The organism is Mucilaginibacter yixingensis (assembly GCF_041080815.1).
Lineage (GTDB): Bacteria > Bacteroidota > Bacteroidia > Sphingobacteriales > Sphingobacteriaceae > Mucilaginibacter > Mucilaginibacter yixingensis.
Map to the genome: position 1 here is coordinate 3,786,623 of NZ_CP160205.1, position 15,113 is coordinate 3,801,735.

Sequence of the window (15,113 nt, forward strand, 5' to 3'; positions counted from 1 at the left end):
ATCCCTAAGGAGCGCGCAGGATGTCATGTTGAGCTCCGTCGAAACACGTGTGTGGGGCTTTCCGCCTAGCTCAATAAAGCGACCTCCCCCCTCAATTTCACCTGACCGCCCCCCCCCCAACGAGGAGGAATAAAATATCACCAAACAAAAAAAGCCGGGGTAGCCCGGCTTCTAATCTTGGTTTAATTATAGTTTCATACCGCTACCGGTAGCTCTTCGTCGCCTTCCTGGGCTAACATTGGGTTAACGGTTTCGTCGTCTTTCTCAACGCGCAGGTTTTGGATAATGTGCAGCTGGCGGGTTGGGGTGTTTTTACCCATAAAGTACTCCAGCATGCTTTTAATGTTGGCATCTTTTAAGATCACAGGATCAAGGCGAATATCTTTGCCTATGAACAAGCCAAACTCGTCGGGCGAAATCTCTCCCAGACCTTTAAATCGGGTAATCTCCGGCTTTACACCTAAACGGGCAATAGCGTTTCGGCGTTCTTCATCGCTATAGCAATAAACTGTTTCCTTTTTATTACGCACGCGGAACAGCGGCGTTTGCAATATGAAAACATGACCAGCTTTCACCAGATCTGGGAAGAACTGCAAAAAGAAAGTCATCAGCAGCAGGCGGATGTGCATACCGTCCACATCGGCATCGGTAGCTATTACAATGTTATTGTAGCGCAGGCCGTCAATGCCATCCTCAATATTCAGTGCGTGTTGCAGCAGGTTAAACTCTTCGTTCTCGTAAACCACTTTCTTGGTGAGGCCGAAACAGTTAAGCGGCTTACCTTTCAAGCTGAATACAGCCTGGGTCATCACATCACGGCTTTGGGTAATGGAACCACTGGCCGAGTCACCTTCGGTGATGAATAAAGTGGTGTCTTGTTTACGCTCATGCTGATCGTCAAAATGGATCTTGCAATCGCGCAGCTTACGATTATGCAGCGATGCTTTTTTGGCGCGTTCGTTAGCCAGTTTTTTAATACCGGCAATATCTTTACGCTCCCGCTCAGACTGCATGATACGTTTCAACAGCGCATCGGCCGTTGCCGGATTTTTGTGCAGGTAGTTATCCAGCTCTTTCTTAACAAAATCGTTAATAAAGCCACGCACCGTAGGCCCGTCCGGACCAACATTCAATGAGCCCAGCTTGGTTTTGGTTTGCGACTCGAACACCGGCTCCTGCACCTTTACAGCAATGGCACCAACAACAGAGGCGCGGATATCCGACGCGTCAAACTCTTTTTTATAGAACTCGCGCACGGTTTTCACAATGGCCTCACGGAAAGCTGCCTGGTGGGTACCACCCTGCGTAGTGTGCTGACCGTTTACAAACGAGTAATATTCCTCGCCATACTGCTGGCCGTGGGTCATGGCTATCTCAATATCCTCACCTTTCAGGTGAATGATGGGATAGCGTATATTTTCGGTGTCGGTATTACGCAACAGCAGGTCGTGCAGGCCTTTTTCAGAGTAATATTTCTGACCGTTAAAATTGATGGTCAGGCCCGCGTTAAGGAACACGTAGTTCCAGATCATGTTCTCCACAAACTCGGTGATGAACCGGTAGTGGCGGAAGATGCTGTCGTCGGGCGTAAAGTTGATGGCGGTACCGTTGCGCTGGGTGGTGTCTTTCTCGACTTCCTCGCGCGTTAGTTCGCCTTTGGCAAACTCGGCAATTTTGGTACGGCCGTCACGGTATGATTGTACGGTGAAAGCCGCAGACAATGCGTTCACCGCCTTGGTACCCACACCATTCAAACCAACCGATTTCTGGAAGGCTTTGCTATCGTACTTACCACCGGTGTTGATCTTGCTCACACAGTCAATCACCTTACCCAGCGGAATACCACGACCGTAATCGCGAACAGAGACTTTCAGATCGCTCATATTTACGTCGATGGTTTTACCGGCACCCATCACAAACTCGTCAATCGAGTTATCTACAATCTCCTTCAGCAAAACGTAAATACCATCGTCATAAGCCGAGCCATCGCCCAGTTTACCAATGTACATACCGGGGCGCAGACGTATGTGCTCCTTCCAGTCTAACGACCGGATACTGTCTTCACTATAATTGATGGGTTCTGCCATTTTCAGTACAAACTATTTCTAAGGTATCTTACAAAAATAACAATAGCGGTGAATTGCCACGGCCTAAGTATTCCACATTTCAACAGGGCTTCGCAGTGAATTGTCAGTGGTGAGTAGTGAGTAGTTGACCTTTTGGCTTAATCAGCTTTAGAATAGCAAAGAACCACTCACAATTCACTACTCACCACTCACTAAACTATATCGGCCTAAATTTCATGCACGATCGGGCTTTGTTGATGTTCTGGAAAAAATCGGGGCCCTTATCATTGGTAAAGCAAACGGCCATTACCGTACCGCTTTTCTTTTTTTGAAGGGTGATGAGCAGCGCGTATTTATAATGCTTTGTAGTGGGCGAATCGGGCAGGTTAATCAGGAATGTTCTGCCGGTATCGGCGTTATAGTCAGAAATAACTTCGGGCGGCATGCCACGCATAAAGTAGTTGGCATCGCCTGCCAGCGATTTGGCTTCTATCTTGCCTACGTCGATGTAAAGCGAGTCGGTCATCGAGTCATTCTGTTCAGGAATCACCCTGAACCAGATCTCAAACTCCTGGCCCGGAAGGGCTATGCCGTAGTCAAAAGAAAGTCGGTTTTGTTTATTAGAGACCTCTTTGAAACCGTCGGGAACATTAAATGCCAGATTAGCCTGATTGGTGATGCGGGTAAACTCCCTGAAACCAGCGCTTTGCCTTTGCCTTTTACGTTGCGCAAAAACCGGCGCTGTTATCAGCAGCAGCAACACTAACCAACATATTTTTTTAAATTGCATTTCAGGTTTTCGGCAAATAGTCCAGCATCCCTACCAAACGAATGTATTAAAAATTCAAACTCTAATCACTGGCTATTTCAAAATATAATATAAAGAAAAATATTTAACTACAGATAAATCAACACAATGCCGTTAACCAATGTGATTGGCCTAACAACGCAAAAAACAAACCGGCGCGTATAATGAGCGTTAAATATTATGCAGCCTTTATTTGATGACACCCTACCCAGCCCACATTTGTTAATCAATAATGCACTGGCTATCTTTGAGTAAACCACCAGACCAGATGTCTGAATTGAAACAATTATTAACCGCTTATGATGTTGAACGCCAGGCCCGCAGATCCTGTGCGCTGGCAACCGTTGTGGAGGTGCGTGGATCGGCCTACCGCCAGCCGGGTGCACGCATGCTGGTTACAGCCGAAGGCCAGCTTACCGGTACCATCAGTGGGGGCTGCCTGGAAGGCGATGCCCGCAGGCGCGCGCAACAAGTAATGCACCGGGGTAAACCTGAAATAATTGTTTATGACAGCACCGACCTGGAAGACGACCTGGAGCACGGCGCTCAATTAGGCTGCCAGGGCGAAGTATTCATCCTGCTGGAGCCAATTGACTTTGACAATCCGCACAACCCGCTGGAACTACTGCGCAGCACCTACCTGCTGCCCGACCGCTCGGTGCTGGCAACGGTGCTCAAATCATCTCATCACCGCATCTTGGCTGCAGAACGTTTGTTATTATTAACCAACGGAACTCTAAAAGGCCGCTTAACAGATACGGCATTTGCACAACTGCACTTGCTGCCCGATATGAATGAGGCCATGCAGGAAGGCTTCTCCATTAACGCTGAATACACACTGGATGATACCTCTTTAGCCGTTTTTATCGAGCTAATTAAACCCGCCCCTATCCTTAATATTTACGGCGCCGGGAACGATGCCCGCCCGCTTGTTGAACTGGCTGCACGTTTAGGCTGGCGGGTGATAGTGACAGACGGCCGACCAAGCCTGGCCATATCGCACCGCTTTCCAGACACAGAAGCGGTACAAATAGCACGTTTGGACGACTTGCATCAACACGTAAGTCCCCGTGGCTACGCGGTATTGATGAGCCATAATTATTACTACGATTTGGCTGTTTTACGGCAATTGTCAAATCATGAGGAAGTCAATTACATCGGCCTATTAGGTCCCCGTAAAAAAACAGACCGCATGCTACAGCAACTTGCGCTGGAAGGCATAGATACCCAAACATTGAATAAACGCCTCCACAGCCCCATTGGGCTGGATATTGGCGGCGAGAATGCAGACGAAATTGCGCTATCTATCATGGCCGAACTACAGGCCGTGCGTAACGGATTTACCGGCGGCTTTTTGCGCAATGTAGATGCGCCGATACATAGCCGCAGGCATCACCTTAAAGTAAGCGCAGATGACTAATATAGGCACCATTATACTGGCTGCAGGCGGCTCAAGCCGAATGGGGCAGCCCAAGCAATTGCTCAGGTTTAAAAACAAAACTATGCTGCGCCACACCGTAGATACGGTATTGGAATCAACCTGTGGAGACGGTGTAGTGGTTGTTACCGGCGCCGTGCATCAGCAATTAGCTGATGAGTGCGATGGACTGCCGGTATCTGTAATTGAAAACTCAAACTGGCAAATGGGGATGTCGACCTCGATCCGTGCCGGATTAAAAGCATTGGAAAAGATGCGGCCCGATAATTTGCGCGGCGTGTTAATTATCCTCTGCGATCAGCCGTTTATCACCGCCGGTCACCTGGATAACCTGGCCGATATGTTTACCACGCGCGGTTATCGCGGCATTGCGGCAACCGGGTATGATAGTACGGTAGGTGCACCTGCCATTTTCAGTCGGGATCTGTTTGAGCAGCTTTATCAGCTTAATGGTGATAAAGGCGCAAAAGAACTCATCAATAATCCTGAAAACAAACTACTGTGCGTGCCTTTCCACCCTGCATCTATTGATTTGGATACGATGGATGATTATCTGGCGCTGACACCGTAAGCCCCCTGGCCCCCTAAAAGGGAAACTGTTACAATAGTAGAATAGACTAGCTAATTTTTCTTCGCGTTAGCAGAATCTTGTTTGGCTTTTCGTTGTGCGGCCCTTTCTTGCGCCTGCTTTAACATTCGCTGAAAATAGCCTTCCTGATAAGCCTGCTGCTCGCGGTTTAGCGGCACATATTGCTGCAGGTAGGCTTCCACCTTTTTAGTGGGATGAAAATAAAGCCAGTGCCCTACGGGTATATAATCGTTTTTTACAATTTCAACTGATTTGCAGCCGAAGTGCTTAAGCAAACTATCAAGCAACCTGGTTTTAGCAATGGAATTAGCAATACTGATGCACCAGGCGGTATCGCACTTTGCACCAAAACGAGCATAGGCACCGGCAATAAACGCCAGTCGCTCATCGTCGGTCCTAAAGATACCGCCCTTCAATTTCACATGATAATGAGGTTGGGTATAATCATAATAAGCGTTTATGCGCCGGGCAACAGTATCACAAGTGAGCTTAAAGCCGCTGGTATCTCCGTTAGTGCGGGTCAATACGTCAAGCTTAACATCAGCATAGGGGTAAATTTTGGGCAGCATTGCGTTAAGTGCAAACACAATAGGTTTTTCAACCCGGTAGTAAATATCCAGTTCATCGTCGTTCTGCCGCACCAGGCGGCCCATATAATCTTGCATGGTGCCCAGCACAAAAAATTCTTTTACCGGGCGTTGAACGGGTTGGGCTGATAACGCGCCAGACAGCGCCATCAATAAAAACGAGATAAACAGGATGCGCATAAAAGGTCTAGAATGGTTGATGTAACTAAGATACTGCTTTAAACAAAAAGAGACGCAAAGTATTGCGTCTCTCCGGTTTTGATATTCCTTTAAACCTTATTTGCGTGCATGTGCCAGCAACCAGGCAGTTACATCATTAATAGCTTTATCGTTATCATAGTGACCATCGGCAGGCAGGTGGCCGTTGGTATACTCGTTATACAACCATGGGTCGCCTACGGCAAATACGGTGCCTTTGCCATATTTAGCAGTGGCAATAATCACCACACCTTCGTTTTTAAGCAGCGGCTTGGCATCCCCTGTCAGGGCTATGCTGCACACATCTTTCATGTAGATTTTCTTAGCCGTTTTGAACAGTGGGTTACCGTCAACCATCATGGTACCGTGCTCAATATCTTTACTTACTACGTGGTTGTGCAACTCGTCTGTAAAGTGCATGCCAAATTTGGCAGCCAGCGTGTTAAAGTGCGGCAGTTCAACGTTAGCACTATCGTTAGCCATCATAACCAGTACACCACCGTTTTTAACGTATTCGGCAATAGCATCGGCATCTTTAGGGGTGATATAGTTAGGGTTCGGGCTTTCTTTTTTGGTATCCGGATCTACAATGATGTAAACATCGGTACCTTTCAAATTTGTAGCAGTAGGTGCGGCATCCAGCGAATTGATTTTAGCGCCGGCCTTGGTAAAGGCATCGCCCCAGTTAGAGTAACCATTCAGGTCTTTCTCCTCCCACATGTAGTGGAAACGCTCTTCTTTACCATCGGCGCCTTTGTGCACTTCGTGGTTAAAAAAGTAGTCGAGCGTTACAGTCTGCGCCTGTGCACGCATCAGCGGAGCGCATGCAATGGCCGATACCGTGAGTACTTTAAACAGTTTTTTCATTTTTCTTTGGTCTATAGTTCAATTTGATGCTCCTAATATAGTTATTAACCAATGAGATCAATAGGTTTTATATAGAGATGTTACGATGGTATAAAAACAAAAAGAGACGCAAAGTATTGCGTCTCTTTTTGTTGTATTATGAAAATCCGAAATCGAAATTCCGAACTCCGAAATCAAGATTAAACTCCGCCGAAGATAGAGAAGCCACCGTCAACGCAAACCATTGAACCGGTTACAAAGGCAGAGGCATCGCTCAGCAGCCATACCAACGCACCAATCAACTCTTCTGGTTTACCAAAGCGTTTGAACGGTGTTTGACGGATTACCGACTGTGCCCTTGGCGAGTAGCTGCCATCGGCCTGCAGGTGCATGTTGCGGTTCTGCTCAGTAAGGAAGAAACCCGGAGCCAGCGCATTCATGCGGATAGCATCACCATAACGGTTGGCCAGCTCAACAGCAAACCATTGGTTATAGCAATCAACACCGGCTTTACCCATGTTGTAGCCCAACACTTTGGTAATAGCACGCTTAGAGTTCATTGATGAGATGTTAACGATGCTGCCTTTGCCGGTACGGGCAATCAGCTCGCCAAAAACCTGGGTTGGGATGATGGTACCCCAAAGGTTTACTTCAGACACACGTTTCATACCATCCAGATTCATGCTAAAGATATCCTCATCAGGTTGGATAGCACCTTCAGGCATATTGCCGCCGGCACCATTCACCAAACCATCCAGGCGGCCAAACTCGGCCCAAAGTTTTTCTTTGGCAGCCAGCAGTTCTTCTTTGTTCAGCACGTCGGCCACCAGTGCAATGGCCCGACCGCCATTTTTGTTGATCTCGGCAGCACGTTCTTCGGCAATCTCTTTGTTACGACCCAGGATACCTACGGCACCACCGGCAGCAACAATACCATCAATAAATGATTTGCCCAGGATACCGGTACCACCGGTAACCACGATTACCTTGCCTTCTAACGAAAAATTATTTTCCACTTCTTACTATCGTTTTAGGGTTGATGAATTAACGCAGGTCTGGAATAGCAATCGGATCCATATCGGTATAATCCTGGTTCTCGCCAGCCATACCCCAGATAAATTTATAAGCAGAAGTAGCGCTGCCTGAGTGGATGCTCCATGGTGGCGATACAACGGCCTCGTGGTTGTTCATCATAATGTGACGGGTTTCTTGTCCTTCGCCCATGTAATGTACCAGTTTATTGTTCTCTGGCAGGTCGAAGTAGAAGTAAGCCTCCATACGACGGTCATGCACGTGAGCCGGCATGGTGTTCCATACGCTGCCTGGTTCCAAAATGGTTAAGCCCATTACCAGCTGGCAGCTGCGGATACCATCTAGAAAGATGTATTTGTTAATGGTACGTTTGTTAGCGGTTTCTGCTGCACCGGCGTTTACTTTGGTAGCTTCTTCGTTGGTCATCAGCACGGTTGGGTAAGTCATGTGTGCTGGCGCCGACAGGATGAAGAACACCGCAGGCGATGCCGCGCTAACGCTGGCAAATTTTACCTCTTTGGTGCCTTTACCAATGTACAGACAGTCCATTTTGTTAACGTTAAAAGTTTCGCCATCGGCAGTAACAGTACCATTGCCACCAACGTTGATGATACCAATTTCACGACGCTCTAAAAAGTAATCGGCACGCAGGTTTGGATAGTTACCCAGATCAAGCGGGGTATCCAGCGGGGTGGCGCCGCCAACAATCATACGGTCATAATGAGTATAAACCAGGTTAATTTTACCGGGCTCAACAATGCCATCCAGCAAAAAGCGCTCGCGTATTTGCGCTGTCTGGTAGGCTTTAAAATCTTCTGGATGTACGCTGTGTATTACTTTCAAAATGTAAAATATTAGGTGAACAGAATAGACGTATCTTAATAAAGTGCAAGTCTACAACCTTATGCATTAAAATCAAAGCAAACAACTTAGTGTATTTTTACAATTGTTAAAAACTCACCCTAAGACCTCTTTAATAAATCCATCCCCGGGAAGGGGTACGTGTGCCTGTGAAGTGGTCAAGGGGGGTAAGCGAATATATACTGCCAAAACCCCGCCCCGCCCCCTCTCAAGAGTAATAGCCCATAAAGAGGCAGCGAGCATCTAAAGACGCGAAGGCCAGTGCGATTCCCTCCCTTGGGAGGGTGTAGGGAGGGGTTTATGCGATTGCATACGATATAAACCCCTCCCCGCCACTTCACAAAGCCACCGCGCCCCTCCCCAAGGAGGGATTTATTATACTCCGGCCAATTGATGGGCTATTACTCTCCCAAGGCAGAGAATCACACAATCCATACGCTTAAAGGAGAATTTTTTAACAAAAAATCATAAAAAAAGAGACGCCGTGCATGGCGTCTCTACAAATCCTATAAATCTTAAAAATCCTTAAATCCTGGTTCACTCCATATAATGATCTGCGCTGTCTGATATTTTTTCCAGAAAGCCATTGATGTTTACGGCATAATGAGCATCGCTGGTATCATGGTCATTGATATAAAGCACATGCTTCTTTTTTCTTCTTGATGCCAGCGGCATCAGGATAAGGCAAAGTATCAAAGTGGTATGCAGCAGGATAATCATGGCAATGGTTGTTTGTTTTAGTAATACGCACAACACCCCCTTGCTATGCGCACCATTTAACAGACACCAAAATGATGCCATAAGTTTTCATTTATTTAAAAAAGTTTTCCAGGCAGCCTATTTCGCAATTAATTGAGGATGAGCGCATCTGACAAGGATAGCGATTACCCCAATTTTGGGGTATAAATATTATCGTTATGAAAACCGCCGGGGTAATTATTGCACTTCTGCTTTAAGCTAGAGGTGCAATTTTATCAAAATAAAAAAGCCCCCAGGACGGAGGCTTTTTTCACTAAACAAACAAAGTATAAATTAACATGATGAAGCGATTGAGGAGCGCTCATCCCCTATTTATTGGGCTGTGGAGTAAGGCGCAAATAAGGCTTCACCTGAGTAAAACCTTTTGGAAATTTGGCCGGGATGTCTTCTGTTTTAATAGAAGGCAGCACTACTACGTCTTCGCCGTCTTTCCAATCGGCTGGCGTAGCAACGCTATGATAAGAGGTTAATTGCAGTGAATCAATCACGCGCAAAATCTCCTGGAAATTGCGTCCTGTAGACGCAGGGTATGTAATAATTAAACGAATCTTTTTATCAGGATCGATAACGAACAGTGAACGTACGGTAGCGGTCAAAGATGCGTTCGGGTGAATCATGTCATAAGACTCAGCAATCTCGCGGTTTTCGTCGGCAATGATCGGGAACGTTACTTCTACGTTCTGGGTCTCGTTGATATCATTGATCCAGCCGGCATGAGATTCTACCGAGTCAACGCTCAGGGCAATTACCTTTACGTTACGTTTAGCAAACTCATCTTTTAACGATGCTGTTCTGCCCAGCTCGGTAGTACACACAGGCGTGTAATCTGCCGGGTGAGAGAAAAGCACACCCCAGCTATCACCAAGGTACTCGTAAAAGTCTATCTCGCCTTCTGATGTTTTGGCTTTAAAGTTTGGTGCGGCATCGCCTAATCTTAAGCTCATGTGTTTGGGTTTAAATTTTAAATTTATTGCCGAAAGATACCGTTTCAAAATATTCTTTTCAGCTCTAAATAAAAAAAATTGCACAGCAAATATAAAGGGTTGTTTTGACTTTTCAAATAATATCTATAGAAATAGTAGGTTTTGGAGCCTAAATAATTGGTATTATATGATGTAAAACATACTGCCATCCCAACCACCGGAAGGAATCTTTCTGACGCTAAATAGTGGGACGCAAAAATGGAAACACCCTCCCTATTGCCCTGCATGCCAGCATAATTGGAGTTTAATAAAAACAAAAAAGCGCCATTGCAATAAACAATGGCGCTTTTTCTAAAGTAAGATGACTGTTTGCAGATTAGCGACCGGCAGTTACGTTAGCAGGAGCACCGCCGCCCAGCAAGGCAACAATTTCATCCTCGTGCAACTCACGGGCATAATCAATGGCCAGCTTGTGGTTGGCATCCTGATGCTTTTTGTCGGCGCCGTAGGCCAGCAGCATTTTTACAGCTTCGGCATCATTAGCGTTAACAGCGGTGGTTAATGCGGTGTACCCTTGTTTGTTGATTTTGTTCAACTCCGGGTAATGGTTAAGCAGCATGGCCACCTGGTCATCATGTTTACCGGCACAGGCAGTAATCAGCGCGGTGTTGCCGTCGCCATCCTGTGCGTTAATGTTAATTTGATTGCTTTGCAAAATCAGTTTTACAGCACGGTCATTACCATGACTAACAGCAAAGATTAACGGTGAGGCGCCGTTGTTGTCTTTTGATGCCGGATCTACACCTTTGGTAAGCAGGTACTTTACCGCAGGGATGTCATTATCCTGCACAGCTGTAAAAATGTTCTGAGCAAAAAGTTTGTGTGATAAGAGAAGGATGGGGCTGATTAGTAATAAGCTCTTTTTCATCTAAAAAATTAAAAGTTTTAGTTATACAAATTATTAACGGCCAACGCCTTGTCTGCCACAAAGAACGCAAAAACCAGCCCCAAAAGATTTGCGCAATTGCCAAGCAGATATGATCAGGCAAATTTTCTGTGGCACAACATTTTCTTAATACTAAAATATCCGCCCATTTCTCTCCCGTTCAAAAAACGCAGATTTCAGCCATTTTCCCTATAAAACTTTTAATGATTTTTTAAATAAAGGTTACGGTTAAATTTTCCTGTAACGAAAATAAAGCCACCAGTCATGACATTTACATGACACAAATGAATAAAAACTCGTTATCGATTTAGAGCCACAAGGAATATTTTACCTGATTATGAAGCACTTATGAGAAAAAATCACGGGGTTATTTATCCCCGTTTGTCTACAAACGGGCATGAACTCCATTAACTCAGAAACACCCCTATTGATCAAATGACGCAACAAATACCGTTAAAACACGGTTGTTCACCGCTCTATATTGCCGTTACTTTGAACTGTTTACTTAATAGTTTTCCATCAATAGTTTAGTGTGCATATGCAGGATACCCGCGAGGGGCTTCCTGCATTGCTTTTTTAGGGGCCTCTCTAAACGTTAATGATATTACTCTCCCCAGGCCGTCACTACCAAATGCCGGTTGCCCCCATAATTACGGTGCTCGCACAGGTAAATGCCCTGCCAGGTGCCCAGCGCCAATCGGCCATTACGGATGGGGATACTTACCGAACTACCCAGCATGGCTGCTTTAAGGTGAGCGGGCATATCATCAGAACCTTCATCATCATGACGATAGTCGGGATCATTCTCCGGCGCTATCTTGTTGAAATACATTTCAAAATCCATCCGCACGGTAGGGTCGGCGTTCTCGTTAATACTCAACGAGGCCGATGTATGCTGAATAAATACCTGGCACATGCCTACCTTCAGCTCGTTAATTTGCGGCAGCGCGTGCTCTACCTCCTGCGTAATAATATGAAAACCCCGGCGGCGCTCGCGCAGGGTGACGGATTGCTGATATATCTTCATCGTGTTTTTGTTTTACTTAATCACCCTGAAGGTAAGGTTTATCCTTGCGCCCATAGGTGTGGTTGATTTGGGAATGCGGTGCTCCCACTCGTGCTGCAGGCTGCCTTTCATCAATAGCAGCGAGCCGTTTTCTAGTTTGATGGCATATTTCTGCTGATGATCTGCCTTGTTCCTAATATCAAACCGCCGCACCTGGCCAAAGCTTACTGACGCAATATGTGGCTGCGGGCCCAGTTCCTGCTCGTCATCAGCATGCCAGGCTACCGAGTCGTTACCATCCCGGTAATAGTTGAGCAGCACACTATTATATACTACGCCGGCCAGCGGCTCAAGCCGTTTTTTGATGGCGATCAAATCGTCAGTCCAGGGATAGGGATTGAATCGATTACCGGTATAAGCATAACTTTTACCGGTATCGCCAAACCAGGCGGTTAAACGCGGCGTAAGCATGGGTTTACCATACATCATAATAGGCGTTTGTTCCCAGGGGATGGTATCTATAAATCTTTGCAGATACAAAGCACTCTCCTGCCCGCTAAAAACCGCCGGGATGTATTCCAGTAGTTCTTTGGGTAAACCAGCACTCTGCCCGGCATCTGTAAAAAAGCTCAGTTGGTTTGCCATATTTTATATACAAAGTAAATCTTTAGCAGATTGTATTTGCATCAGAATAAAATAATTTCTACAATTGCGTAATCAATTACGTAATTTATTTAACATGGATTTCTTTGATAGAACAGGTAAGATGGCTATAGGCAGCAGACTGCGTTTGTTAACTGAAAACGTGACCAATAACGCAGCTGAGATCAACAAACTTTATAGCAATGGATTACAACCAAAATGGTTCCCGGTGTTTTACGAACTATCTGATGGCAAAGGCAAAACCATTACGGCTATTGCACGAGAAATTGGCCACTCACATCCGTCGGTAAGCACTATTGTGAGTGAAATGACCAAAAACGGCATTATTACAGAAAAGAAAGATGAAGCCGATGGTCGCCGCAATCTGGTGTCATTATCTCCACAAGGAATGGCGATTGCGCAGAACATACAGGTGCAGTATACTGATGTAAACAATGCCATTGAAGAGCTACTGGCCCAAACCCGACATAACTTATGGAAGGCCATTGAAGAATGGGAGTTTCTGCTGGAACAAAAAAGCTTACTTAAACGCGTACAGGATCAGAAAAAGAGACGTGAGGAACAGAAGGTAGAGATCATTGACTATCGCCCGGAGTATAAGGCTGATTTTGCGAGTCTTAATGAAGAATGGATCTCTCGGTATTTTAAAATTGAAGAGGCCGACCGAAAAGCGCTCCATCATCCGCAGGAAAACATTATAGATAAAGGCGGCTATATTTTTATGGCGATGTATGACAATAAAATAGCCGGCACCTGCGCCCTCGTTAAAATTGACGATACCGAATACGATTATGAACTGGCTAAAATGGCCGTCGCGCCATGGGCCCAAGGTAAAAGCATTGGTTATCTATTGGGCAAAGCAGCGTTAGACAAGGCAAAAGCATCAGGTGCTAAAGGTGTTTATCTCGAAAGCAATACCATCCTCAAGCCGGCTATAAGTCTGTATCATAAACTAGGGTTTGAAAAAATTGTGGGTCACCAAACACCTTATGAGCGATGTAATATACAAATGGGCTTAAGCTTTAAAGCTTAAGCCACTGCCTCAACCGTGTTCCGTTTTTTCTTTACCTCTTTAACCAGCAGGGCTACCAGCAAGATCAATCCCAGCGCAAAGAAACCGTCGAGTGTCAAGGCCGCTACCCGCATCTGGTGCGTGCGCGATTCTACATAACCAAAACAGAACAGCCCTACTACGATAGACAGTTTCTCGGTCACATCATAAAAACTGAAGAACGATGCCGTATCTGGAATATTAGGCGGCAAATATTTTGAATAGGTTGACCTCGAAAGCGATTGCACACCGCCCATTACCACGCCTACCACGGCGGCGGCCACAAAGAACTGCGCCTCGGTAGTGATAAATGATACACAGGCGCACAGCACTGTCCACACGGTAACCAGCCACACCAGCGTGGTGGTATTGCCAAATTTCTCAGACGATTTTGAAGCCACTACGGCCCCACCCACGGCCACTACCTGGATAATCAGGATAATCACAATCAGATGCTCATCCGGCATGTGCAGTTCTTTAGCAGCAAAGTTGGCGGCCACCAGCATAATGGTTTGCACACCCACCGAGTAAAAAAAGAAGGCCGACAGGAACCGTTTCAACAAAGGCATCTGTCTGATCTTACCAAACACTTTGGCTAACTCTTTAAAGCCGCCCGTCAATACATTATAATTATGCGCACCGGCATTTGGCCAGCCTTTTGGTAATCTCCTAAACGCAATAAAGCTAAAGCCAATCCACCACACAAACACCACCAGGAACGAGATCTGGCAGGCCCTATCCTGCGTGATGCCTATCTTATCATAAAACAACACAAATACAAAGCAGATCAACTGCACCACAATACTGCCCACATAGCCATAAATAAATCCTTTGGCGCTTACAGCATCCTGCTGGTCTACCGTGGCTATTTGCGGCAGGTAAGAGTTATAAAACACAAAGCCTCCGCAATAACCAATGGAGGCAAGTCCGAAACAGATCATCGGAAACTCCAGTGGCTTGCCTTGTTGCAACATAAATAAACCGGCGCAAGAAAGGCTGCCCAGCCAGGTAAACAATTGCAGGTAAAGGCGTTTATTTCCCCGGTAATCTGCAATAGAGGTAAGAATGGGCAGCAAGGCCACCACCACCAGGTAAGAGAGTGCCAGAATATAGTTTGACAACACCGTATTAACAAAGCGATGCCCAAAAAAAGACACCGTATCGCCATTGGCTTTATTGCGTGTTATGCCAACATAATAGGATGGAAAGATGGTAGACGTAATTACCATGTTATATGATTGGTTGGCCCAATCAAACATACACCAGGCCCAGATGGTGCGCTTATTGTTTTTCTCTTGCATACAGGTTTTAAAAATATATAATTTAACGTACTGTAGAAA

Annotated in this window: 15 protein-coding genes; 3 read left to right on the plus strand and 12 right to left on the minus strand. The window is 45.9% G+C overall.

Going from position 1 to position 15,113, the window contains the following annotated elements; all coding sequences use genetic code 11:
- Positions 1–194 precede the first annotated feature (194 nt).
- Positions 195–2,087, minus strand: coding sequence for a DNA topoisomerase IV subunit B (locus ABZR88_RS15290; RefSeq protein ID WP_107826501.1), 1,893 nt, complete (start codon positions 2,085–2,087; stop codon positions 195–197).
- 196 nt (positions 2,088–2,283) lie between these two features.
- On the minus strand, positions 2,284–2,856 hold the full coding sequence (locus ABZR88_RS15295) for a hypothetical protein (RefSeq protein ID WP_107826500.1): 573 nt from the start codon (positions 2,854–2,856) through the stop codon (positions 2,284–2,286).
- A gap of 250 nt (positions 2,857–3,106) precedes the next feature.
- Here ABZR88_RS15295 and ABZR88_RS15300 point away from each other — a divergent pair, with 250 nt between their 5' ends.
- Positions 3,107–4,294: an XdhC family protein gene (locus tag ABZR88_RS15300; protein WP_107826499.1), complete on the plus strand. Its 1,188-nt coding sequence runs from the start codon at positions 3,107–3,109 to the stop codon at positions 4,292–4,294.
- Entirely contained in the window at positions 4,287–4,883 is a 597-nt protein-coding gene (locus tag ABZR88_RS15305; RefSeq protein WP_107826498.1) for an NTP transferase domain-containing protein, read from the plus strand. The genes ABZR88_RS15300 and ABZR88_RS15305 overlap by 8 nt, the downstream gene beginning before the upstream one ends.
- Positions 4,884–4,933: 50 nt before the next feature.
- On the opposite strand, the gene ABZR88_RS15310 is transcribed toward ABZR88_RS15305, so the two are convergent.
- From ABZR88_RS15310 to ABZR88_RS15350, 9 genes are all read right to left on the minus strand, one after another.
- Positions 4,934–5,668: a hypothetical protein gene (locus ABZR88_RS15310; protein ID WP_107826497.1), complete on the minus strand. Its 735-nt coding sequence runs from the start codon at positions 5,666–5,668 to the stop codon at positions 4,934–4,936.
- A gap of 96 nt (positions 5,669–5,764) precedes the next feature.
- Complete coding sequence (locus tag ABZR88_RS15315; RefSeq protein ID WP_245916957.1) at positions 5,765–6,553, minus strand: DUF4350 domain-containing protein; 789 nt, start codon at positions 6,551–6,553, stop codon at positions 5,765–5,767.
- Between the two features lie 179 nt (positions 6,554–6,732).
- Positions 6,733–7,548, minus strand: a complete 816-nt coding sequence (locus ABZR88_RS15320; RefSeq protein WP_107826496.1) for an SDR family oxidoreductase — start codon at positions 7,546–7,548, stop codon at positions 6,733–6,735.
- A gap of 28 nt (positions 7,549–7,576) precedes the next feature.
- On the minus strand, positions 7,577–8,407 hold the full coding sequence (kduI, locus tag ABZR88_RS15325) for a 5-dehydro-4-deoxy-D-glucuronate isomerase (protein WP_107826495.1): 831 nt from the start codon (positions 8,405–8,407) through the stop codon (positions 7,577–7,579).
- Between the two features lie 555 nt (positions 8,408–8,962).
- Positions 8,963–9,226, minus strand: a complete 264-nt coding sequence (locus ABZR88_RS15330; protein WP_107826494.1) for a hypothetical protein — start codon at positions 9,224–9,226, stop codon at positions 8,963–8,965.
- 266 nt (positions 9,227–9,492) lie between these two features.
- Positions 9,493–10,128, minus strand: a complete 636-nt coding sequence (locus tag ABZR88_RS15335; RefSeq protein ID WP_107826493.1) for a peroxiredoxin — start codon at positions 10,126–10,128, stop codon at positions 9,493–9,495.
- A 355-nt stretch (positions 10,129–10,483) separates the two neighbouring features.
- Complete coding sequence (locus tag ABZR88_RS15340) at positions 10,484–11,035, minus strand: ankyrin repeat domain-containing protein (RefSeq protein ID WP_107826492.1); 552 nt, start codon at positions 11,033–11,035, stop codon at positions 10,484–10,486.
- Positions 11,036–11,657: 622 nt separating this feature from the next.
- Entirely contained in the window at positions 11,658–12,080 is a 423-nt protein-coding gene (locus ABZR88_RS15345) for a secondary thiamine-phosphate synthase enzyme YjbQ (RefSeq protein ID WP_107826491.1), read from the minus strand.
- 12 nt (positions 12,081–12,092) lie between these two features.
- Positions 12,093–12,704 (minus strand): alpha-ketoglutarate-dependent dioxygenase AlkB, encoded by a 612-nt coding sequence (locus ABZR88_RS15350; RefSeq protein WP_107826490.1) that lies wholly within the window; start codon positions 12,702–12,704, stop codon positions 12,093–12,095.
- 94 nt (positions 12,705–12,798) lie between these two features.
- On the opposite strand from ABZR88_RS15350, the gene ABZR88_RS15355 reads away from it, so the two are divergent.
- Positions 12,799–13,755 (plus strand): bifunctional helix-turn-helix transcriptional regulator/GNAT family N-acetyltransferase, encoded by a 957-nt coding sequence (locus ABZR88_RS15355; protein ID WP_107826489.1) that lies wholly within the window; start codon positions 12,799–12,801, stop codon positions 13,753–13,755.
- On the opposite strand, the gene ABZR88_RS15360 is transcribed toward ABZR88_RS15355, so the two are convergent.
- Positions 13,752–15,074: an MFS transporter gene (locus tag ABZR88_RS15360; protein WP_107827090.1), complete on the minus strand. Its 1,323-nt coding sequence runs from the start codon at positions 15,072–15,074 to the stop codon at positions 13,752–13,754. The two genes, ABZR88_RS15355 and ABZR88_RS15360, sit on opposite strands and share 4 nt — an antisense overlap.
- Positions 15,075–15,113 lie beyond the last annotated feature (39 nt).

Coding starts and splice junctions, on each gene's coding strand:
- ABZR88_RS15290 (WP_107826501.1), bottom strand. CDS start 2,087: ATGGCAGAACCCATCAATTATAGTGAAGACAGTATCCGGTCGTTAGAC.
- ABZR88_RS15295 (WP_107826500.1), bottom strand. CDS start 2,856: ATGCAATTTAAAAAAATATGTTGGTTAGTGTTGCTGCTGCTGATAACA.
- ABZR88_RS15300 (WP_107826499.1), top strand. CDS start 3,107: ATGCACTGGCTATCTTTGAGTAAACCACCAGACCAGATGTCTGAATTG.
- ABZR88_RS15305 (WP_107826498.1), top strand. CDS start 4,287: ATGACTAATATAGGCACCATTATACTGGCTGCAGGCGGCTCAAGCCGA.
- ABZR88_RS15310 (WP_107826497.1), bottom strand. CDS start 5,668: ATGCGCATCCTGTTTATCTCGTTTTTATTGATGGCGCTGTCTGGCGCG.
- ABZR88_RS15315 (WP_245916957.1), bottom strand. CDS start 6,553: ATGAAAAAACTGTTTAAAGTACTCACGGTATCGGCCATTGCATGCGCT.
- ABZR88_RS15330 (WP_107826494.1), bottom strand. CDS start 9,226: ATGGCATCATTTTGGTGTCTGTTAAATGGTGCGCATAGCAAGGGGGTG.
- ABZR88_RS15335 (WP_107826493.1), bottom strand. CDS start 10,128: ATGAGCTTAAGATTAGGCGATGCCGCACCAAACTTTAAAGCCAAAACA.
- ABZR88_RS15340 (WP_107826492.1), bottom strand. CDS start 11,035: ATGAAAAAGAGCTTATTACTAATCAGCCCCATCCTTCTCTTATCACAC.
- ABZR88_RS15345 (WP_107826491.1), bottom strand. CDS start 12,080: ATGAAGATATATCAGCAATCCGTCACCCTGCGCGAGCGCCGCCGGGGT.
- ABZR88_RS15350 (WP_107826490.1), bottom strand. CDS start 12,704: ATGGCAAACCAACTGAGCTTTTTTACAGATGCCGGGCAGAGTGCTGGT.
- ABZR88_RS15355 (WP_107826489.1), top strand. CDS start 12,799: ATGGATTTCTTTGATAGAACAGGTAAGATGGCTATAGGCAGCAGACTG.
- ABZR88_RS15360 (WP_107827090.1), bottom strand. CDS start 15,074: ATGCAAGAGAAAAACAATAAGCGCACCATCTGGGCCTGGTGTATGTTT.